This window comes from Eubacterium sp. F2 (genome assembly GCF_046244355.1).
Classification (GTDB): Bacteria; Bacillota; Clostridia; order Peptostreptococcales; family Anaerovoracaceae; genus Aminicella.
In genome coordinates, this window is sequence record NZ_CP176393.1 from 1224902 (window position 1) to 1246420 (window position 21519).

General features: G+C 49.8%; 14 protein-coding genes and 1 tRNA gene. 10 read left to right on the forward strand and 5 right to left on the reverse strand.

Annotation, left to right across the window (positions count from 1 at the left end):
* Window positions 1-19 precede the first annotated feature (19 nt).
* The 7 genes from ACI77B_RS05100 to ACI77B_RS05130 all read left to right on the forward strand — a co-directional run bounded on the left by ACI77B_RS05100 (window position 20) and on the right by ACI77B_RS05130 (window position 11448).
* Window positions 20-727: a GntR family transcriptional regulator gene (locus ACI77B_RS05100; RefSeq protein WP_409335834.1), complete on the forward strand. Its 708-nt coding sequence runs from the start codon at window positions 20-22 to the stop codon at window positions 725-727.
* Window positions 727-2658, forward strand: a complete 1932-nt coding sequence (locus tag ACI77B_RS05105) for an aconitate hydratase (protein WP_409335835.1) — start codon at window positions 727-729, stop codon at window positions 2656-2658. Before ACI77B_RS05100 ends, ACI77B_RS05105 begins: the two co-directional genes overlap by 1 nt.
* Before the next feature lie 32 nt (window positions 2659-2690).
* Window positions 2691-3917 (forward strand): isocitrate/isopropylmalate family dehydrogenase, encoded by a 1227-nt coding sequence (locus ACI77B_RS05110; protein ID WP_409335836.1) that lies wholly within the window; start codon window positions 2691-2693, stop codon window positions 3915-3917.
* Between the two features lie 437 nt (window positions 3918-4354).
* Window positions 4355-5755 carry a peptide MFS transporter gene (locus ACI77B_RS05115; protein ID WP_409335837.1) on the forward strand — a complete coding sequence of 467 codons (1401 nt, stop codon included), beginning with the start codon at window positions 4355-4357 and terminating at the stop codon, window positions 5753-5755.
* A gap of 29 nt (window positions 5756-5784) precedes the next feature.
* Entirely contained in the window at window positions 5785-7572 is a 1788-nt protein-coding gene (locus ACI77B_RS05120) for an aminopeptidase P family N-terminal domain-containing protein (protein ID WP_409337696.1), read from the forward strand.
* 704 nt (window positions 7573-8276) lie between these two features.
* Window positions 8277-9581 carry a peptide MFS transporter gene (locus ACI77B_RS05125; RefSeq protein WP_409335838.1) on the forward strand — a complete coding sequence of 435 codons (1305 nt, stop codon included), beginning with the start codon at window positions 8277-8279 and terminating at the stop codon, window positions 9579-9581.
* Window positions 9582-9657: 76 nt separating this feature from the next.
* Window positions 9658-11448, forward strand: a complete 1791-nt coding sequence (locus ACI77B_RS05130) for an aminopeptidase P family N-terminal domain-containing protein (RefSeq protein ID WP_409335839.1) — start codon at window positions 9658-9660, stop codon at window positions 11446-11448.
* A 114-nt stretch (window positions 11449-11562) separates the two neighbouring features.
* On the opposite strand, the gene ACI77B_RS05135 is transcribed toward ACI77B_RS05130, so the two are convergent.
* Window positions 11563-12522 (reverse strand): LysR family transcriptional regulator, encoded by a 960-nt coding sequence (locus ACI77B_RS05135; protein ID WP_409335840.1) that lies wholly within the window; start codon window positions 12520-12522, stop codon window positions 11563-11565.
* Window positions 12523-12696: 174 nt separating this feature from the next.
* Here ACI77B_RS05135 and megL point away from each other — a divergent pair, with 174 nt between their 5' ends.
* The gene (gene megL, locus ACI77B_RS05140) at window positions 12697-13896 is read left to right on the forward strand and encodes a methionine gamma-lyase (protein WP_409335841.1); all 1200 of its coding nucleotides are present in this window, start codon (window positions 12697-12699) and stop codon (window positions 13894-13896) included.
* Here the strand turns inward: megL and ACI77B_RS05145 are convergent.
* The 4 genes from ACI77B_RS05145 to ACI77B_RS05160 form a co-directional block, all read right to left on the reverse strand.
* Window positions 13853-14962, reverse strand: coding sequence for a cation diffusion facilitator family transporter (locus ACI77B_RS05145; protein ID WP_409337697.1), 1110 nt, complete (start codon window positions 14960-14962; stop codon window positions 13853-13855). The two genes, megL and ACI77B_RS05145, sit on opposite strands and share 44 nt — an antisense overlap.
* A 68-nt stretch (window positions 14963-15030) precedes the next feature.
* A tRNA-Ser gene (locus ACI77B_RS05150) sits at window positions 15031-15118 on the reverse strand.
* A gap of 391 nt (window positions 15119-15509) precedes the next feature.
* On the reverse strand, window positions 15510-17201 hold the full coding sequence (gene ilvB, locus ACI77B_RS05155) for a biosynthetic-type acetolactate synthase large subunit (protein ID WP_409335842.1): 1692 nt from the start codon (window positions 17199-17201) through the stop codon (window positions 15510-15512).
* Between the two features lie 469 nt (window positions 17202-17670).
* Entirely contained in the window at window positions 17671-17793 is a 123-nt protein-coding gene (locus ACI77B_RS05160) for a hypothetical protein (RefSeq protein ID WP_409335843.1), read from the reverse strand.
* A gap of 195 nt (window positions 17794-17988) precedes the next feature.
* Here ACI77B_RS05160 and ACI77B_RS05165 point away from each other — a divergent pair, with 195 nt between their 5' ends.
* Window positions 17989-18342: a cupin domain-containing protein gene (locus ACI77B_RS05165; RefSeq protein WP_409335844.1), complete on the forward strand. Its 354-nt coding sequence runs from the start codon at window positions 17989-17991 to the stop codon at window positions 18340-18342.
* Window positions 18343-18620: 278 nt separating this feature from the next.
* Window positions 18621-21011: a ferrous iron transport protein B gene (feoB, locus tag ACI77B_RS05170; protein ID WP_409335845.1), complete on the forward strand. Its 2391-nt coding sequence runs from the start codon at window positions 18621-18623 to the stop codon at window positions 21009-21011.
* Window positions 21012-21519 lie beyond the last annotated feature (508 nt).

A 21519-nucleotide genomic window follows, 5' to 3' on the forward strand; every position in this document is an offset into this window, starting at 1 on the left:
AGGAGAAAAAACAGTGAAAATGGAATATAAGACAATCTCTCTGGCTGACCGGGTTTTCGACCAGCTGGAGCACAATATCCTGAACGGCACCTATGCCAGAGGAGAAATCATCAGTGAAAAGAGACTGACCGCAGAACTGGGCGTCAGCCGCACCCCGATCAGAGAAGCGCTGAACCGGCTGATGGCAGAAGACCTGATTGAAGAATCCACGAACGGCACGGTTGTTCTGGGCATGACCTTCGATGACGTCAGCGACATTTATGAGGTCAAGCGCCGTGTAGAGGTTCTGGCCACCAGAAGAGCAGCAGAGCATATCACGGATGAACAGCTTGCTGACATGAAGGAAATCATCGAAAAACAGGAATTCTACGCACAGAAAAATGACACCGACAAGGTCAGAGACCTGGATACTGAATTCCATGATCTTCTGTACGTTGCCAGCAAGAGCCGCGTGCTGAAAAGAATTCTGCAGCCGCTGCACCACAAGCTGATGCGTTACAGAAAGGCATCCCTGGAGCAGACGGAAAAACGTCTTGTGGAATCCATCGCGGAGCACCATCAGATCATGGACGCTCTGGCCGACCATGACGGCGATAAGGTCGAGACACTGATGCAGATGCATATCGAACACGCCTATAAGGGCGTTCTGCAGAGCTACGAAATTCTGACAAAGAAAAAAGAGGAAGAGCGCAAACAGGCTGCAGGTATTGTGGAAGGAGAGGAATAATGGGACTGACCATTGCACAGAAAATCATAAAAAATCATCTGGTAAAGGGAGAAATGATTCCGGGAAAGGAAATCGGCCTGAAAATCGACCAGACCCTGACCCAGGATGCAACAGGAACGATGGCATATCTGGAGTTTGAGGCGATGGGAATTCCCCGCGTAAAGACAGAACTCTCCGTTGCCTATGTCGACCATAACACCCTGCAGTCCGGTTTTATGAATGCAGATGACCACAGATTCATTCAGTCCATGGCCTATAAGCACGGACTGAAATTCTCCCGTCCGGGAAACGGCATCTGCCACCAGGTTCATCTGGAGCGTTTTGGAAAGCCGGGAAAGACTCTGATCGGCTCTGACAGCCACACCCCGACCGGCGGCGGAATCGGAATGCTGGCCATGGGAGCCGGCGGACTGGATGTAGCCGTTGCCATGGGCGGCGGTGCTTACTACATCAACATGCCGAAGATGATTAAAGTCAACCTGACCGGAACCCTTCAGCCATTTGTCACTGCCAAGGATATCTCTCTTGAAATCCTTCGCATTTTGTCTGTAAAGGGCGGTGTCGGATACATCGTAGAGTGGGGCGGCCCTGGAATTAAGCAGCTGTCTGTTCCGGAGCGTGCGACCATCACCAACATGGGAACGGAGCTCGGCGCGACCACATCCATCTTCCCGTCCGATGAGGTTACCCACGAATTCCTGAAAGCAGAGGGAAGAGAAGAAGATTACACGCCGCTGGCAAGTGATCCGGATGCGGAGTACGATAAGGTCATCGACATCGATCTGGATAAGCTGGAGCCTATGATTGCCTGCCCGCACAGCCCGGACGCGGTAAAGACCGTTGCTTCTCTGAAGGGAACCAAGGTTGATCAGGTCTGCATCGGTTCCTGCACCAACTCATCCCTGTTCGATATGCTGAAGGTTGCGGCTCTCCTTAAGGGAAAGGTCATCGATCCGTCCGTCAGCCTCTCCATTTCACCGGGATCCAAGCAGGTTCTGACCATGCTGGCAGACTGCGGCGCACTGTCTGACATCATCGCATCCGGCGCAAGAGTTCTGGAATGTGCCTGCGGCCCTTGCATCGGAATGGGATTCTCCCCGAACTCCGGCGGCGTTTCTCTGCGTACCTTCAACCGTAATTTCCTGGGAAGAAGCGGAACCAAGGACGCAAAAGTATTCCTTGTATCTCCGGAGACGGCCGTTGCCGCTGCACTGACCGGAGAAATCACCGATCCGAGACTCCTTGGCGAGATGCCGGAGATCAGTATGCCGGAATCCTTCAAGATCAACGATACCGCTGTTATCGATCCGGCACCGGCAGACAAGGCTGCAGACGTGAAGATCCTCAAGGGACCGAACATCAAGGAATGTCCGCTGGGAGAGCCGGCGAAAGAAACGCTTGATGCCGAGCTGATTCTGAAGGTAGAAGATAATATCACGACCGACCATATCATGCCGGCCGGTTCCAAGATTCTGCCGTACCGTTCCAACATTCCGCACCTGTCCCAGTACTGCTTCGAAGTTGTCGATCCGACCTTCCCGGAGCGTGCGAAGAAGGCAGGCAGAGGAATCATCGTCGGCGGCGAGAACTACGGCCAGGGTTCGTCCCGTGAGCACGCTGCGCTCGTTCCGCTCTACCTGGGCGTACGCGCAGTCATTGCCAAGAGTTTTGCCCGCATTCATGCCGCGAACCTGATCAACGCGGGAATTCTTCCGCTGACCTTTAAGAATCCTGCGGACTACGAGAAGCTGACCCAGGGCGACAAGCTCGAGATCAGCGGCGTTCTGGAAGGACTGGAATCCGGATCCTTCACACTGAAGGACCTGACTACCGGCGGGGAAATTCCTCTTGTGGGCCAGTTCACCGAACGTCAGAAGACCATGATTAAGGACGGAGGCCTCCTCCGCATGGTCGCTGCACAGAACGCTTAGACAAAAATCAAAGCGGCAAGGAGACAAGGAATATGACAAGTGAAAGAGACAAGAGAGCTGCTGAACAGGGCGGCGGACTGAAGGAGCTGATTAACATGAGTTTAAAGGAAATTAATGAGATGACAGTTGTAAGTGATGTGTGCGGCCAGTTCCGCACACTGCTGACAGAACAGCTCGGCCGCGTCATGCGTATGGAAGAGGCAGCAAAAAATAAGAAAGATTTCCGCAATCTGCCGGTTGTCACTATCGGCATCTGCCCGGGAGACGGTATCGGACCAAGCATTTCCGAGCAGGCAGTCCGTGTGCTGAAACATCTTCTCAGCGGACCGATTGAGGAAGGAAAGGTCGTTCTGAAACAGATCGACGGATTGACGATTGAAAACCGTCTGGCCCAGAAGAAAGCCGTTCCGGATGATGTTCTGGAGGAGATTAAAAAATGCGATGTTCTGCTGAAGGGGCCGACAACGACACCGAAGGGCGGTACACTGGAAAGCGCTAATGTTGCCCTGAGAAGAGAACTGGATCTGTACGCGAATGTACGCCCTGTTCAGGTTCCGGAAAAAGGCATTGACTGGATCTTCTTCAGAGAGAATACCGAGGACCTGTATGCGGTAGGAAGCCGCGGAATTGAGGTTCCGGGAAAACTCTCCATCGACTTTAAAGTAATCACAGAGCCGGGAACACGCCGCATTGCGAAAGCTGCCTATGATTACGCAGTTGCAAACGGAAAGACGAACGTCAATATCGTCACCAAGGCCAATATCCTGAAGAAATCCGACGGAAACTTCTCCAGAATCTGCCATGAAGTAGCGATGAAATATCCGACACTGAAGCTTCAGGACTGGTACATCGACATCATGACCGCCAAGCTGCTGGATGAAACCAGAAGAAAAGACTTCCAGGTATTCGTTCTTCCGAACCTGTACGGTGACATCATCACCGATGAGGCTGCAGAAATTCAGGGAGGAGTCGGCACGGCAGGAAGTTCCAATCTGGGCGATCAGTACGCTATGTTTGAGGCCGTTCACGGCAGCGCCGACCGCATGATTGAAGAGGGAAGAGGCCAGTACGCTAACCCTGCCAGCCTGATCAAGGCAACAGCTATGATGCTTTCTCACATTGGCTATGATAAAGAGTCAGAGAAGCTGGATCAGGCACTGGATGAGTGCTGTGAGAAGGAAAAGAAGGTCGTCATCACCGGACATAAGGACGGTGCGACCGGAGCAGAGTTCACCGATTATTTGATGAGCAAGCTGTAAACCTGCACGTTATTTTGTGCATGATTATTCACCAAGACTGCTAGAACGCAGTCTTGGTGTTTTTTTTACAATTAATTAGAACGCGGTTTAGAACATAGTATAAACCAGAGGACGGCATGCGCACATGCGAATATATATGCGTAATAAAAGTCTGAAAATTAAACGAGATATTTTTTAAGATGAGACTATTGATTGATAGATGGAGAAATAAATAATCGTGTTAAGAAAAATAAACGAAAAACGAAATCAACACAAGTATCTGAATAATACATAAAAAACAGGTTGCGTTTCATGTACTGGATATGATACCATATCGTTGTGTCAGAAGCAATGAACGTACAAAGCGTATGTTTATAATATTTAGTTCTTTCTGTCTTTAACGCGTTGAAGTAAAGAAATAGAAGTATGTAATGCAAAATGAAAACTGGAGGTTTAACATGCAAGAAACACAAGGCAGAAAGTACCCGATTGCCTTTTGGGTCTGCGGATGTACAGAAATTTTTGAGCGACTGTCGTTCTATCTCGGACGTTCGCTGATCCTGCTGTTTGTCGCAGCCACGATCGCGCACGGAGGACTGGGACTTTCGGATACCACCGCAGCAAAAATGCAGGCTGACCTGACCGCGTATTCCTATCTCGCAGGTATGCTCGGAAGTGTATTTGTTGACCGTGTCGTCGGCGCACGCTATACCACACCGATCGGCGCACTGATTATTGCGTTCGGTTATTTCTGCGGATCTATTGCGCAGTCTTCAAAATTGATTTACGTTATGATTTTCTGCGTAGCGCTGGGACTTGGATTCTTCAAGACCGGAGCGATGATCGGAAGAATCGTTAAGCCAGAGCTGCTGAATTCCGCGTATTCTATTCGCTATTCTTTAGTTAATATAGGCGCGTTTATTGGGCCGTTTGTCGCAGGAATTCTGTATGAACATGTCTTTGCGCATGGAGATGTGCTCGGATTCCGTCCTTGCTTCCGTATGGCGGCTATCGTCATGCTTGCCGGAGGCATCTGGTTTACTGTCGGAATCTGGTTGAAAGGCGGAGATGCCGGTAAGAAACCGTTTAAGAAAGAAAAGACTGCAGAAGAGCTGGCTCGCGAAGCTGAAGAAAGAGCAAAGAATAAGGGTGAATATAAAGAAAAGCTTACTCCGATTGAGAAGAAACGTATCTGGGCAGTCATCCTGATTTCCGCGTTCCAGATCGTCTTCTGGATCTTCTGGTACCTGGCATTCCTGCCGATTTACTACCACTGGACAGATAACCTGAACTGGACCATCGGCGGATTCCATATTCCGACCGCATGGATTGATTCTGTGAACTCACTCTACTGCGTCATTCTGGGACCGATCACAGCGACACTCTGGCAGAGATTGTCCAGACGTCCGCAGGGAGATATGAGTTTGTTTAAGAAACTTGCATTTGGTCTTTCCTTTATCGGACTCGGATACATCTACTTTGCCATTTTGGATGTTGCCAGAGGCAGCAGCAAACCGTCTGTACTGTTCCTGCTCATTTTCATGGCGTTCCTGACACTGGGAGAAATGTTCTTCTCACCGCTTGGAAATGCATTTATCGCTGAGTATGCGCCGAGCCGCATGCTTGCCATTCTGGGAAGTGTCTGGGGACTGGGAATTTTTGCAGCAGCAAAGCTGTACGGATATGTCTATGAATTCGTATTTGGCGGAAGATTCCAGTTCTCCCATGCCTGCATCGGCATCGCCATCGTTGCGTTCTTCTGCACGGTTGTGCTGTTTGCGATGGATAACAAGCTGACATCGCTGGTCAAGGATAAAAACAGCGATTCAAAGAACCAGACAAAGGAAAAAGCGGCCTAGGGGCCGATGTGGACAGAAAGGAGTATATCGTGACTGTTCCGGAAAGATTAGCTGCGCTCAGAGAAAAGATGGCGCAGAATAATATTGATTACTATGTAGTGCCGACAGCTGACTTCCATCAGACGGAGTATGTGGGAGAGCATTTCAAAGCCCGCGCGTTTATTACCGGATTTACCGGTTCTGCGGGAACGGCGCTGATTTCCATGAATGATGCAAGACTGTGGACAGACGGCCGGTATTTTATTCAGGCTGGAAAGCAGCTTGAGGGAACGACCGTTCAGCTGATGAAGATGGGCGAGCCGGATGTTCCGACGCTCCCGGATTATCTGAGAGAGGCTGTAAAAGACGGCGAGACGATCGGTTTTGACGGACGCGTAGTCTCCGTCAGCGAGGGTCAGGAGTACCAGCAGATTGCAGAGATGCATCATGGTCAGGTCAATTATTCCGTCGACCTGATTGATGAGATCTGGGAAGACCGTCCGCCGCTTTCAGAAAAACCGGCATTCTGCCTGGATCTGCAGTATACAGGAAAAAGCGCTGCGGAAAAGATAAAAGATGTCCGTAAGAAAATGGCGGAAGCCGGCGCAACACAGCACGTCGTGACGACACTGGATGATATCTGCTGGACACTGAACATCCGCGGCGATGATATTGAATTCTTCCCGATGATTTTATCGTATGCTATTATGACGCAGGAAGAGTACCATTTATATATTGATGAGAGAAAACTCTCCGATGAGATTAAACAAGGTCTGGAATCGGTCGGTGTCGTTCTGCATCCGTACAACGACATCTACGAGGATATCAAGAAGACCGGTGAAGATGAAGTCATCATGATGGATCCGTCCAAGATGAACTATGCACTGTACAGTAATCTGCCGGATGCTGTAAAGACGATTGAGTGCATGAATCCGGAAATGGAATTTAAAACTGTTAAGAATCCCGTTGAGATTGAAAATATCCGCAAGGCGGAGATCAAAGACAGTATCGCGCACATCCGCTTCATGAAGTGGCTGAAAGAAAACGTCGGAAAGATGAAGATTACTGAGATCAGCGCTTCCGACAAGCTGGATGAGTTCAGAAAAGAAATGGGAAACTTCATCAGGCCGAGCTTTGAGCCGATTTCATCTTACGGGCCGCATGCTGCGATCGTGCACTACGCGCCGACCCCGGAGACCGACGTTGAACTGAAACCGGAGGGAATGCTGCTGACCGATACAGGCGCAGGATTCTACGAGGGATCGACTGACGTCACCAGAACGTATGTCCTGGGACCGGTTACGGATAAGATGAAAGAAGATTTCACCCTTGTCGCAGTCAGCAATCTGTCCCTGGCTAACGCAGTGTTCCCGTACGGATGCACAGGAATTCCTCTGGATACCTATGCGAGAAAACCGTTCTGGGACCGCCGCATGAACTTCAATCACGGAACCGGACATGGAATCGGCTACCTGCTGAACATTCATGAAAGTCCGGCAAGCTTCCGCTGGAGATACCGCAAGGGAGATACTGCAGTGTTTGAAGAAGGTATGGTCATTACCGATGAGCCGGGAATCTATATTGAAGGATCCCATGGTGTCAGACTGGAAAATGAGCTGCTGGTCCGTAAGGATGCATGCAATGGTGACGGACAGTTCATGAGCTTTGAGCCGCTGACCCTGATTCCGATGGATCTGGATGCCATCAATCCGGATCTGATGACAGAGGAGCAGAAGAAAATGCTGAATGATTACCATAAAAAGGTATATGAAGTCATCGCTCCGCTTCTGGAAACGGAAGAAAAAGAATGGCTCGCAAAATATACACGAGCCGTGTAAAAAGTTGTTAAACTCCACACAAACATATTTTCACGCAGATCAGGAAAAATTATTTCCTGATCTGCGTTATTTTTGAAAATGTATTATTTTGATTTGATGAGTAATATGCAATCATATTGTACGGAAAAGAAAATTATCGTTTTTATACAAGAAATATTTCGCGTCGAAATGATAGGTAAAAAGGGGATATTTCATACATTGCAGAAATAAAATGTAATGGGTGAAAAATGGCGCATGTCCGATGATACCATGGCTTTGACGTATAATTGACAATGTGAATAAATATGCATGATACAGCATAAAACATATAGGCAACACTGTACTCTGTTCTAAGTGTCATTATCCGCGATATAGCAGTGATATACAGAATTGCAGAAGCATATAATGTAAAAAAATAAATAGTCGGTTATGCATAAACATAAGAGAAATACACAAAAAATATGCACTCTACATATTTACAATTGTGATAGATAAATGATATAATCAAGTCACGACGAAATAAGAACACAGGTGCATCGCGTTCTAATTTTAAATCATTTTCAAATCTTTTAAATTTCATAAAGATTTGATATACAGATTTTCGTTTAGTGGAGTTATATATTTTATCGTATTGTGTTTGTGTGGAGGTGTAAAATGCCTGAAACCAAAAGAGAAGGTACCCGCTGGCCTTCTGGGTATGCGGAAGTACTGAAATTTTTGAGCGAATGTCCTTCTATCTCGGACGTTCACTGATTCTGATGTTCGTTACTGCAGCAGTAGCGAACGGCGGACTTGGTCTTTCCCAGGTTACTGGTGCGAAGATGCAGTCTAACCTGACTGCGTTCTCCTACCTGCTGGCTATCCTCGGCGGATATGTCGTCGACAGATGGATCGGTCCTCGTTATTCTACAACGGTTGGTCTTCTGATCGTAGCTGCCGGCTATTTCTGCGGATCCATTGCTCATTCCGCAGGAATGATCTACGCGATGATTTTCTGCGTAGCATTCGGACTCGGACTGTTCAAGACAGGCCCGATGGTTGGTAAAATCGTCAAGAAAGAGGATCTGAAGTCTGCATATTCAATCCGCTACTCACTTGTAAATGTCGGAGCCTGTGTCGGACCGCTGATTGCCGGCGTTCTGTACACAAAGGTATTTGCTCATGGAAGCGTTATGGGATTCCGTCCTTGCTTCAGACTGGCATCCATCGTAATGCTTGCAGGCTGCGTATGGTTCACTCTCGGAATTCACTTCAAGGGTGGAGATGCCGGAAAGGTTCCGTTTAAGAAAGAACTTACTGATGAGGAGATCGCTCGTGAAAAGGCTCAGAAGGCTGCGCAGAAGGAAGTCAAGCTGACTCTGAACACACTTGAGAAAAAGCGTATCTGGGCAATCATCCTGATTTCTGCATTTGAAATTGTATTCTGGCTGTTCTGGTATCTGGCTTACCTCCCGGCTTACTATTACTGGGGGACAAACATGAACTGGACTGTCGGAAACTTCACGATTCCGCAGAGCTGGTTCGACTCCCTCAATGCTCTGTTCTGCATCATTTCCGGACCGATCACCGCTGCTCTCTGGCATAAGCTGGAAGCACGTCCGCAGGGCGACATGAGTATCTTCAAGAAGCTGGGTATCGCAATTGCCTTCCTCGGCTGCGGATACATCTACTTCGCAATCATCGACGCTGCACGCGGAAGCGCAAAGCCGACCTGCCTGCTGCTGATCATCTTCCTGGTATTCCTGACACTCGGCGAAATGTTCTTCTCCCCTCTGGGAAATGCCTTCATCGCAGAATATTCCCCGAGCCGTCTGATGGGAGTGATGCAGGCCGTATGGAGCCTGGGAATCTTCTTTGCCGCAAAACTGTATGCGAACGTTTACGCATTTGCGTTCAACGGCAAGTTCACATTCATTCATGCCTGCATCGGCGTTGCAGTTGTAGCATTTGCCTGCATGATCATCCTGTTCATCATGGATAAGCCGCTGCGTTCACTTGTTGAAAACAAAGATAAGGAAGCAGAGAAATAAGCAAAACTGAAAGATGTGTAAGAGACCGCTCTGCCCGAAGGGCAGGGCGGTTCTGATAAGAAGGGAGTGTGTAATAATGAGTATAATTCCAGAAAGACTGGCTGCTCTTCGTGAGCAGATGAAGAAAAACGGCATTGACTATTTTGTCGTTCCGACTGCAGACTTTCATCAGGATGAGTATGTAGGCGAGCATTTCAAGGCTCGTGTATTCATTACCGGATTTACGGGTTCTGCAGGAACTGCGCTGATTTCCATGAATGACGCCCGCCTCTGGACAGACGGACGCTACTTCATCCAGGCAGGAAAGCAGCTGGAGGGAACAACGGTTCAGCTGATGAAGATGTATGAGCCTGGCGTTCCGACACTGGCAGAATATCTGAAAGATACCGTAAAAGAAGGCGAGACCATCGGTTTTGACGGCCGTGTAGTTTCCATGGATGAGGGTCAGGAGTACGCGGATGTTGCGGAGAGAAATCACGCGAAGATCGAGTACACAAAGGATCTGATCGATGTCATCTGGAAGGACCGTCCGCCGATGTCCGACAAGCCGGCCTGGGAGCTTCCTGTTAAATATGCGGGAAAGACTGCAGAAGAGAAGATTGCTGACATTCGTGAGAAAATGAAGGATGCCGGAGCAGACGTTCATGTCGAGACTACACCGGATGACATCTGCTGGACACTGAACATCAGAGGCGATGATATCGACTATTTCCCGCTGCTCCTGTCCTATGCGATCATTACACAGAATGACTATCATCTCTATGTTGATGAAAGCAAGCTGAGCGATGAGATTAAGGAACACCTTGCTGCGCTGGGCGTTACCCTTCATCCGTACAATGATGTTTATGAAGACATCAAGATGGTTCCTGCAGGACAGTCCATCATGCTGGATCCGCTGAAGATCAACTACGCCCTGTACAGCAACATCCCGGACGGTGTTGAGAAGATCAACTGCATGAGCCCGGAAGAGACCTTCAAGACCGTCAAGAATCCGGTAGAAATCGAGAACATCAAGAAAGCCGAGATCAAGGACAGTGTTGCTCATATCCGCTTCATGAAGTGGCTGAAGGAGAATGTTGGAAAGATCAGGATCACAGAGATCAGTGCATCCGATAAGCTGGATGAGTTCAGAAAAGAAATGGGTAACTACATCAAGCCGAGCTTTGAGCCGATTTCTTCTTATGCAGAGCATGCTGCAATCGTTCATTACGCTCCTACACCGGAAACAGATGTTGAGCTGAAGCCGGAAGGCATGCTGCTGACCGATACAGGCGCAGGATTCTGGGAAGGTTCTACGGATATTACCAGAACCTATGTCCTGGGACCGATCACGCAGAAGATGAAGGACGATTTCACCCTGGTTGCCATCAGCAACCTGTCCCTTGGAAATGCTGTATTCCAGTACGGAGTAACCGGTGTTGCCGTAGATAACCTGGCAAGAAATCCGTTCTGGAAGCGCCGCATGAACTTCAATCACGGAACCGGACATGGTGTCGGTTATCTGCTGAACATCCACGAGAGCCCGGCAAGCTTCCGTTCCAGATTCATTGATGGAGATACCGCGATTATGGAAGAGGGCATGGTCATTACTGACGAGCCGGGAATCTATATTGAAGGATCCCATGGAGTGCGTCTGGAGAACGAGCTGCTCGTTTGCAAGGATGAAAAGAATGAATTCGGTCAGTTCATGCATCTGGAACCGATCACCTGGGTTCCGATGGACCTGGATGCGATCAACCCTGACTTCATGACGGATGAAGAACGTCAGATGCTGAACGACTACCACAAGAAGGTTTATGAGGTAACTTCTCCATATCTGAACGATGAGGAGAAAGAGTGGCTGAAGAAGTACACCAGAGCCGTATAAACTCGTCAGGATTGTCTATAAGTCAAGTCTGAGCCATTGAAAATGAATATATAGAAAATGAAAAGGACTGATGCCAGCTGCTGTGACGCGCCAGTATCAGTCTTTTTTTCGGCGTTATTGTTTCAGTTCCTGTTCCTTTCTGCGCTGTTCTTCCATGGAATCATGGATGGCTTCCGTCAGACAGTCGGTAAACATTCTGGAAACCTGGGATTCACTGCTGTTCTTATGGCCGATCCAGCCGATGCGGATCGGGTCTGCGCCGGCAAAAGGAATGCTGACGAGCTGGCTCATATCCTTGGCGTGGGCGAACGGAAGACCCGTGCCGATGGTGTAGGCGTCAGACTGCAGAAAGGCGTGGCAGGCGAAGGCACTGCTGTCCGTCGTAAATGACCGGTCCGGCATTTTCAGCGACATCATCTGATACTCTTCGGAGAAATCCGCCGGCGTCCCCGGAGGAAGCTCATAACACAGGTAAGGGAATTCTCTCAGATCCTCCTCGTGAACCAGGGATTTCTCTGTCAGCGGATGTCCCTTGCGGCAGAAGATTCTCGGGTAGATTTTTGACAAAGGGTGAAAGAGCAAGTGTGCAAGCTCCAGCTGGTGAAGCAGGAACTGCTCCGCATACCTGCTGATGGAGATTACGCCGACATCGGACCGGGAGGACTGTACATCTTCGATGACCTTCTGCAGATTCGTCTCCCGGTAAATGATGTGAAATCCAGCCTCTCCGGAATTATAGGAGAGACGAAGAACCGCATCCTGGACGAAGAGAAAACGCTGAGAGGAGACGGCAAAGGAAAGCTTGTTGGATTCGCTTTCCCCGTGGCTGTACATGGACTCGATCCGTTCCTTTTCAGAAAGCAGGGAAGAGGCGTAGCTGACGAAGCGGATTCCTTCATCTGTGTACTTAATTCCGTGCGTGGTACGTTGGAACAGTTTAACCCCGAGTTCATCTTCCAGCATCTTTACAGAGGAAGAAATTGCGGTCTGAGAAACATAGAGTTTCTGGGCGGCCTTGTTCATAGAGCCGCAGTTGTAGATTTCCACGATATATTGCAGTTGTTTGAATGTCATCCCTTTACTCCTTGCATCATTCATATTTTGTCCCAAGAAAAACCTGGAACAAGTTCGCATGTATACATATTAACACATCATTGTAAAGTTATGATACGATATATGTAAATAAAGAATACTGTTTATTCATAAAAGTTCTGAAGTTGAGAAAATGCGCAGAAAGGAGTGCTGAACATGAAAGATTTAAAGGATTTATCGTTTGCAACGAGACAGATTCATGTCGGAAAACAGAAAAATTCTGTCGGAGCACTGTGTGATCCGATCTACATGACCTCGACCTTTGCGTTTGATTCCGTGGAGCAGGGCGGGCGCCGCTTTGCCGGAGAGGAAGACGGATATATTTACACGCGCCTGGGCAACCCGTCTCAGCGTGCGGTTGAGGAGAAGCTGGCCTCGCTGGAAGGCGGAGAGGATGCGGCTGTAACGGCCTCCGGAATGGGAGCGATTTCTTCCACACTGTGGAGTATTCTGAAGCAGGGCGATGAAATCATCGCGGAGGAAGCGCTGTACGGCTGTACATTCTCGCTGATGAGTCACGGACTGTCGGAGTTCGGCGTAACGGCGAAGTTCATCGACATGAGCAGTCTCGACAATCTGAAAAATGCCCTCAGTGAAAAGACAAAGGTTGTATATTTCGAAACGCCGTGCAACCCGACGCTGACGGTAATCGACATTGAAGAGGCGGCGAAGATCGCGCATGAATATAACCCGGAGATCAAAGTGATCGTGGATAATACCTTCTGCACACCGTATGTCCAGAGACCGCTGAGCAAGGGCGCGGATATCGTCGTACACAGCGCAACCAAGTATCTGAACGGACATGGAGACATCGTTGCCGGAGCTGTTATCAGTGACGCGGAGTTTATTCAGAAGGTAAAGATGTTTGGCATGAAGGATATGACCGGTTCCATTATGAGCCCGTTCAACGCCTTCCTTCTGGCCCGCGGCATGAAGACACTGGATATCCGCATGGAGCGTCACTGTGCCAATGCCATGAAGATTGCGAAGTTCCTGGAGAGCCATCCTGCGGTAAAGAAAGTGTATTATCCGGGACTGGAGAGTTTTGAAGGTCATAAGACCGCGCTGAAGCAGATGGATCTGATGGGCGGCATGATGAGTTTTGAGCTGAAGGCAGACCGTGACCAGGTTGCTGCCGCACTGAACAAGCTGCAGCTCTGCATCGTCGCGGTATCACTGGGTGACGCAGAGACCCTGGTGGAGCATCCGGCATCGATGACACATTCCACTTATTCATCGGAGGAGCTCGCTTCCGCGGGAATTTCCGAAGGCCTGGTAAGACTGAGCGTAGGACTGGAGGATCCGGATGATATCATCGCAGATCTGAAAGAGGTCCTTGATCCTCTCGCGAAATAACGGCCGGGGAATCCGGAGCGACATCCGGAATGAGTTCCAGGTAGACGCCGGTGTAGCGGGCGGAAAGCATGGCACGGAGCTTGTCCGTTGCTTCCTTGAGCTGTTTGATGTTCATGATGTTTCCCTTTGTCGTCACATAGAGGGAAATCCAGAGGCGGCGGCCGGTGCGCACGGCATCGATAAAATCAACATCGTAAGGATAATCTTTCAGACCTTCTGCGGTGATGGTGCGGATTTCCTCGATTTTCTCCGCCGGAGGTGCCATGAGGACGAGCTCGCGGATGGCATTGATAAATGCCCGGGTCGGCTCTGGCAGCATCAGGGCGGCGATAATGCAGGAAATCACGGAATCGATGTAGGGAATGGTCCATTCCAGCAGGTGGAAATAGTGGAAGGGAATCTCCAGACCGAAGCCCAGGAAGGCGCCCAGGCTCAGGAAAACGTCGATCTTCCAGGTGATGACTTCAACCTTGATCATCGGAGTTTTCAGCCGCTGTCCCAGATAGCGCATCAGCAGCCATCCGGCGACGCAGAACATGGTCAGGGCAAATTCGAAATACAAGATCAGTCCGGTATCGAGATGGGATCCGCCGTGAAGGATGACCTGGATATTATCGTAAATGACCAGCAGGGTGACAAGAATAAGGATGGAACCTTTAATCAGAATGAAGAGGGATTCCACCTGCGCGAATCCATAGGGGATTTTTTCGCTGACCGGTTTATAGAGCAGCGGGATCAGAAGCTGGTAGATCACCAGGATCACCACGTCCATGCTGTCGTAAATTCCGTCGATCAGAATAGCCTGAGAGTGGGTCGCTAAATACATGAGAACTTCCGCAATGGCGACGATGACACCGAGAGTGCTGGATACACGGATGGCCTTCTTTTCATCCCGGATGCGCAGTTTGCTGTTTTGGGTACTGATAGTTTCACACCTTTCTGTTGCGTGTATGATGGTAAAATGATTTTTATAAGTATACCATAAATCTGCAGAGGGAAGAAGAAGGAAAGGTAAAATCCGGGGTAAATCTGTTTCCGCGAAAGGGTAGAAAGTGCCGCGGAAGATGTCGGCAGACTGAAGTTAAGAAAAAACGGTTCCGCAGCTGCATGGTGCAGGCGGAACCGTTTTCTGTATGGCGGAGAGATCGGGATTCGAACCCGAGGCCCGGTGAAGGGCACGGCATTTCGAGTGCCGCACGATCGACCACTCTGACATCTCTCCATAAAATTTTGGTGAAGACCACAACATAGATATTATAACGTCAGAAGCGGGCAACTGCAAGGAAAAATTGGGCTGAACCACTTTGACAGAATGCGGCATAAAAAGGGAGTGCGGGGAAACACGGATTCGTTTCCCCGCACTCTCCACTGCTATGGTCATGACGCTATGGTCATTTTTGGAATTCCTGCGGCCGGGAGGCCCTGGATTGCGGGCGCGCGTCCATACAGGAATAACCGGCATTTTTCTCTGCAGATATTCTGTCTCTCTGAATAAAATAGAGGAGCAGGCCTGCAGATGTTGTCGGGCGCGGACTTTCAGCCTTCCGCATCGATGAACATCATCCATGCAGAATGTTCCGCCCCGCGCCTGACGGGTGATATCCTTGATGCTGTTAGTCCAGCAGGAAGTCTGTAATATTGGTTCCGCCGTTAACCATCGGGCGTACCAGTTCTTCTTTTGGGATGATGCAGTCTACGACATATCCCTTTCCTTTTTTATGTTCTTCAAGAGCTTCTGCAAGCGCGTCTTTCAGTTCTTCTGTGCTGGAAACGCGTCTGCCCTTCAGTCCGTAAGCATCTGCCAGCTTGACGAAATCCGGGCCTCTGTCCAGAGTTGTCTCGCTGTAACGCTTGTCATACATCAGTTTCTGCCACTGGTGAACCATTCCCATGCAGCCGTTGTTGAAGATGATGGTGACAATCGGCAGGTTATAGTGCTCTTCCGTCGCGAGTTCATTGCAGTTCATGCGGAAAGAACCGTCGCCGGTAATGTGCAGAACCATCTTGTCCGGGTTTCCGACCTGCGCGCCGATTGCAGCGCCGAGTCCGAAGCCCATCGTTCCGAATCCGCCGGAAGTAAGCAGCTGTCCCGGATAATGGAAGTGGAAGTGCTGGATCGCCCACATCTGATGTTCGCCGACATCGGTTGTGACCATGACATCGTCCGGGAAGGTCTTCTGAATCGTGCTCAAAGCCTGCTTTGGCGTCAGTGTGCCCGGAACGTCATCGTATTTCGTCTCCGTCGGGAAAGAGAATACGTAAGATTTCCAATCCTCATGATGGTACTGCGGAAGTCTCTCGTTCAGCAGTTCCAGCACGCGCTTTGCGTCGCCGAGGATGTAGTGGTCCGTCTGGACGTTTTTATTGATTTCCTTCGGATCTACATCGATCTGGACCAGTTTTGCCGTTGCGGCAAAGGTTGAAGGCTTCAGGGCAACACGGTCACTGAAACGGCATCCTACAGCGATGAGCAGGTCGCATCCTGCGCAGGCTCTGTTGGAAGCCTGGCTTCCATGCATTCCGATCATTCCTGTAGCAAGCTGGTCAGAACCGTCCATAGCACCGCCGCCCATCAGAGTGATGGCTGTCGGCGCATCGACTTTGCGGGCAAACTCACGGAATTCTTCTGTGGCTTTTCCGCGTGTAACACCGCCGCCGCAGATCAGCATCGGCTTCTCCGCCTTGGAAATCATTTCAAGAAGCGTATCCAGATCTTCTTTTTCCGGTTCCGGTGCGCGGAAAGTATGCTTTCTCTTATCGACAGCTTTTGGTGTCAGGCGGGTGTACTCTGTCTTGGCTGCAGTGACATCCTTCGGGATATCGATCAGAACCGGACCCGGGCGGCCGCTTTCTGCGGTTGCAAATGCGTCGCGGATCGTCTCTGCCAGCTGGTCAACGTTCTGAACCTGGTAATTCTTCTTCGTGATCGGTTTCGTGATGCCCTTGATGTCTACTTCCTGGAAAGAGTCCTTTCCGAGAAGCGGCTTGGCAACATTGCAGGTGATGAAAACAACAGGGGAAGAGTCAAGATAGGATGTTGCAATTCCTGTCGTCAGGTTGGTTGCTCCCGGTCCGGAAGTCGCAAAACATACACCGGTCTTTCCGGTGGATCTCGCATATCCGTCTGCAGCGTGAGCGGCACCCTGTTCATGAGATGTGGTGATGTGTCGGATCAGCCCCTTTGCCTTGTAGCGGTAGAGTTCATCGTAGATATTCAGAATTGCTCCGCCAGGGTATCCGAACACCGTATCACATCCCTGTTCTAGCAAACACTCCATTAAAACCTTGGCTCCTGTCATTTCCATAGCTTTTCTCCTTCCTCAGCTCCCGCAGAATAAATATCCAATCCAATAAATTTCCGTCGGCTCTCATCCAGTTCCAATCAATCCAATCCTGAAATCCTGCACGTACGCTCCGGAAGCTCTTCCGTTATACATTCAACATTTTTCCAATTGGCAGATTTCCATGTCAATCCATTCATGGAAATCCGCTCTGCGGGATTCTCCGGGTCCCGCAGAAGCAGAGGCTCCAATCCAAGGCCCCGTGCTTCTTAAGCTCTCCATTTTCATCCAAAGTAAGTGGTCCGTTATACCAGGCTCAATCCAATCCACAAGGCCCGGGCTGTCCGGCGTCCGGTATCCGGCCGTCCGCCTTCTGACGTATTCACTGTTTTACGCATGCATGCCATAAAAAAACTGCAGCTGATGTTCCGGACATCAAACTGCAGTTAGTGTTTCCTGTTTCTATCGGAAGGAATGTTTCCAGGCATCCTTCCTAACAACTCAAGGTATTTACAGTCTGTTTCATCCGGCATTCTGTGGGCGCGTCAATAATGACCGCCTTAATAATGACGATCGCGACGACTAGAATGACGATGTTCAGTACTGCGTTCAGCATACCTTAGTCTCCTTTAATCACTTGCTTTAATGAACGGTTCTAGAATAGCACCCTGCTTTGCGTTTGTCAATGGATAATAAAAAGAATTACAGAAAATTATTGTACGATCATAAAATACGTTGAACTTTTGTCAAACAGATTTTCCAATGGTATAATAACTCATCAGATGTTATTACACACAGCAAGGAGGCAGAAATGGCATTCGTACGCAATATCGGTGAACCGGCAGCCGTTGAGGGATTTAAGGGCGGCAAGGGTCATGTCCTGGTAAGAAAGATCCTGAAGACCGATGAGGAAATGTATAACAAGGGACGTGTGTTCAATCACATGGTTCTGGAGAAGGGCTGCGAGGTAGGAAAGCACACTCATGAAGGGGACGCAGAGACCTATTATGTCCTGAGCGGTCACGGCAAGTATCTGAACAACGACGGAACGGTTGTTGATGTAGCTCCTGGAGACGTTATGTTCACCGGAGACGGCGAAACACACGCACTCTGGAATGAAGAGGATGAGCCTCTGGAGTTCATTGCCCTCGTTCTGTATAAGTAGTTTTGATTTGTGTTTTCCGCTGCAGCTGGCGGGAAATCCATAGAGCCCGGGTTCCGGAAAGTCACGTTTTCTGGAAAATCCGGGCTTTTTCCTTGGTGAAGAAGACAGGAAGGCGGAGTACTTTTTGTCTGCGGCTTATAGAACGCATTGTAAAATCATTGGAAATATTAATAGAGGTGTTTAACTCCAGCGCTGCGATGCTATATAATATCTGTAAACAAAAATATTAAAACTCTGCACTCGGGTGAGTGCACGCAAGAGAAGGAAATCGGCAGAATATGAAAAATTTAAGAGAGCTGGAAATCGGCGAAAGCGCGAGAATCCGGTCCGTTGGAGGACAGGGCGCGCTGCGCCAGCATTTCCTGGATATGGGTCTGATACCGGGCGCAGTGGTCCGGCTGATCAAGTATGCCCCGATGGGCGATCCGATGGAACTGCAGATTCACAGTTATGAGCTGACCCTCAGGCTGGATGACGCGGAGAAGATCGAGATTGAGCCGGTGACGGCGGACGCTGAGAAAGTCCGTGAGGACCGGGCAGAGAAGAAACAGACAAAAGAGATTCAGCAAGAGGAAGAAAAGGATCAGGAGTTCCTGGATCATCCAGGCCTCGGTGAAGGCGGAAAATACCACACCCGCGCAGGTGAGCATCCGCTTCCTGATGATGAGCGGCTGACATTCGCCCTGGCGGGCAACCAGAACTGCGGAAAGACAACGCTGTTCAATCAGCTGACCGGATCCAACCAGCACGTGGGAAATTTCCCGGGCGTAACGGTGGACCGGAAAAGCGGCGCGATTCTGGGACAGAAAAATACGGAAATCACGGATCTTCCGGGAATTTACTCGATGTCGCCCTACAGCAGTGAGGAAATTGTCACCCGTCAGTACATAATCGGTGAAAAGCCGCGCGGCATCATTAATATCGTTGACGCGACCAATATTGAGAGAAATCTCTACCTGACGATGCAGCTGATGGAGCTGGACGTTCCGATGGTTCTGGCGCTGAATATGATGGATGAGCTGACTGGAAACGGCGGGTCCATCCGCATCAATGAGATGGAGGAAGAACTGGGAATTCCGGTTGTTCCGATCTCGGCGGTAAAAGGGCAGGGCATTCAGGAACTGGCAGATCATGCGATTCACGTGGCGCATTATCAGGAGCGGCCGGGCAGACTGGATTTCTGCAGTCCGGATGAGCACGGCGGCGCGGTGCACAGATGCCTGCACAGCATCATGCATCTGATCGAGGATCATGCGGAGAATGCCGGAATTCCGATTCGGTTTGCGGCAACCAAGCTGGTGGAGGGAGACCAGAATATCCTTGAAGCTCTCCATTTGTCGCAGAATGAGAAGGAGACCATCGAGCATATCATCGTGCAGATGGAGGATGAACGCGGACTGGACCGTGCCGCTGCGATTGCGGACATGCGGTTCTCCTTCATTGAGAAACTGGTAGAGAAAACGGTGGTCATGCCGCATGAGAGCAAGGAGCATGAGAGAAGCCGGAAGATCGATAAAATCCTGACGGGAAAGTACACGGCGATTCCGGCATTTATCGGGATTATGGCCGCGGTGTTCTATCTGACCTTTAATGTCATCGGCGCGGGCCTGCAGAATCTGATGGCGATGGGGGTGGATGCCCTGACGAATCTTCTGGACCGGGGGCTGACCGCGGCAAATGTGACCGGTGCGGTGCATTCGCTGATTATCGACGGCATATGCAAGGGTGTCGGAAGCGTCATCAGTTTCCTTCCGATCATCGTCACCCTGTTTTTCTTCCTGTCGCTGCTGGAAGATACCGGATATATGGCACGTGTGGCATTTGTCATGGACAAGCAGCTGCGAAAACTCGGCCTGTCGGGACGAAGTATCGTGCCGATGCTGCTGGGATTCGGCTGCAGTGTGCCGGCGGTCATGTCCACCAGGACGCTGCCGTCGGAGCGTGACCGTAAAATGACGATCATGATGACGCCGTTCATGAGCTGCTCGGCAAAACTTCCGATTTACGGATTCTTCACGGCGGCCTTCTTCCCGGGGAAGGGCGGTCTGATCATGGTCTGCCTGTATTTTATCGGCATTCTGGTCGGCATCCTCATGGCGCTTCTGAGTAAGCGGACCCTGTTTAAAGGCGAGGCTGTGCCGTTCGTCATGGAACTTCCGAACTACCGTCTGCCATCGGCCAAGACCGTGCTGCAGCTTCTCTGGGATAAGGCCAGGGATTTCCTGGAGCGTGCGTTCTCCGTCATTTTCGTGGCGACGATCGTGATCTGGTTCCTGCAGCATTTCAACCCGCAGCTTCATATGGTCAGTGACTCAGAAAACAGCATGCTGGCTATGCTGGGCGGCCTGATTGCGCCGATTTTTGCGCCGATGGGCTTTGGAAACTGGAAGATTTCCACGGCGCTGATCACTGGCTTTATGGCCAAGGAAAGTGTAGTCGCAACCCTGAACGTTCTGGTGGGAACCTCGCAGAATCTGGTCCACATGCTGACACCGCTGTCCGCACTGGCCCTTCTGGTCTTCTGTCTGCTTTATACACCGTGCGTTGCGGCCATCGCTTCCATCAGAAGAGAACTCGGCAGCCGCTGGGCAGCCGGAATCGTGGTCTGGCAGTGCGTGATTGCCTGGATTGTTTCCTTTATCGTGTACGCGGTAGGAAGCATTCTGTAAAGGAATATACATGGAGAGAAATGCGGTCTGTTATTTACTGAGTTTCTGTTTGTGTATTTTTTGCCGAAATTCGTTCATCGTTTGCGGTTCGTGCAGATAGTAATGAATGGGATAAAGGAGAGTGCGGCGTTGCGATTCAGATTTTTTCCTGTAGTTTCAAAACGTCAGGGAGGAGTTTCAAAAAATCTGTTGCAGATAATATTATTTTTGCCATTTCAGAAACAAAAATCTCAGAAGTGATCATACCCCATAAAGTTGGACGTACAGTCCTGCTTGAGGAGGGAAGATCATCATGCACAAGGAATATGATTTAGAATTTAAGCTAAAAATTGTACAAGAACACATTAATCGTCAGGTATGAATTATTACGACGCAATTGAAAATGACGGCCGGAAATGGAGCCTCTCGAAAGACCGCAGGCGCAGTCAGAGAGATGAGAGGAAAACTGTGGGGCATGATGCACCAATTTGCATCATGCCCCACAGTTTCTCGAATTTCTCTGAAACTG

Coding starts and splice junctions, on each gene's coding strand:
- ACI77B_RS05100 (WP_409335834.1), top strand. CDS start 20: ATGGAATATAAGACAATCTCTCTGGCTGACCGGGTTTTCGACCAGCTG.
- ACI77B_RS05105 (WP_409335835.1), top strand. CDS start 727: ATGGGACTGACCATTGCACAGAAAATCATAAAAAATCATCTGGTAAAG.
- ACI77B_RS05110 (WP_409335836.1), top strand. CDS start 2,691: ATGACAAGTGAAAGAGACAAGAGAGCTGCTGAACAGGGCGGCGGACTG.
- ACI77B_RS05115 (WP_409335837.1), top strand. CDS start 4,355: ATGCAAGAAACACAAGGCAGAAAGTACCCGATTGCCTTTTGGGTCTGC.
- ACI77B_RS05125 (WP_409335838.1), top strand. CDS start 8,277: ATGTCCTTCTATCTCGGACGTTCACTGATTCTGATGTTCGTTACTGCA.
- ACI77B_RS05130 (WP_409335839.1), top strand. CDS start 9,658: ATGAGTATAATTCCAGAAAGACTGGCTGCTCTTCGTGAGCAGATGAAG.
- ACI77B_RS05135 (WP_409335840.1), bottom strand. CDS start 12,522: ATGACATTCAAACAACTGCAATATATCGTGGAAATCTACAACTGCGGC.
- megL (WP_409335841.1), top strand. CDS start 12,697: ATGAAAGATTTAAAGGATTTATCGTTTGCAACGAGACAGATTCATGTC.
- ilvB (WP_409335842.1), bottom strand. CDS start 17,201: ATGGAAATGACAGGAGCCAAGGTTTTAATGGAGTGTTTGCTAGAACAG.
- ACI77B_RS05160 (WP_409335843.1), bottom strand. CDS start 17,793: ATGCTGAACGCAGTACTGAACATCGTCATTCTAGTCGTCGCGATCGTC.
- ACI77B_RS05165 (WP_409335844.1), top strand. CDS start 17,989: ATGGCATTCGTACGCAATATCGGTGAACCGGCAGCCGTTGAGGGATTT.
- feoB (WP_409335845.1), top strand. CDS start 18,621: ATGAAAAATTTAAGAGAGCTGGAAATCGGCGAAAGCGCGAGAATCCGG.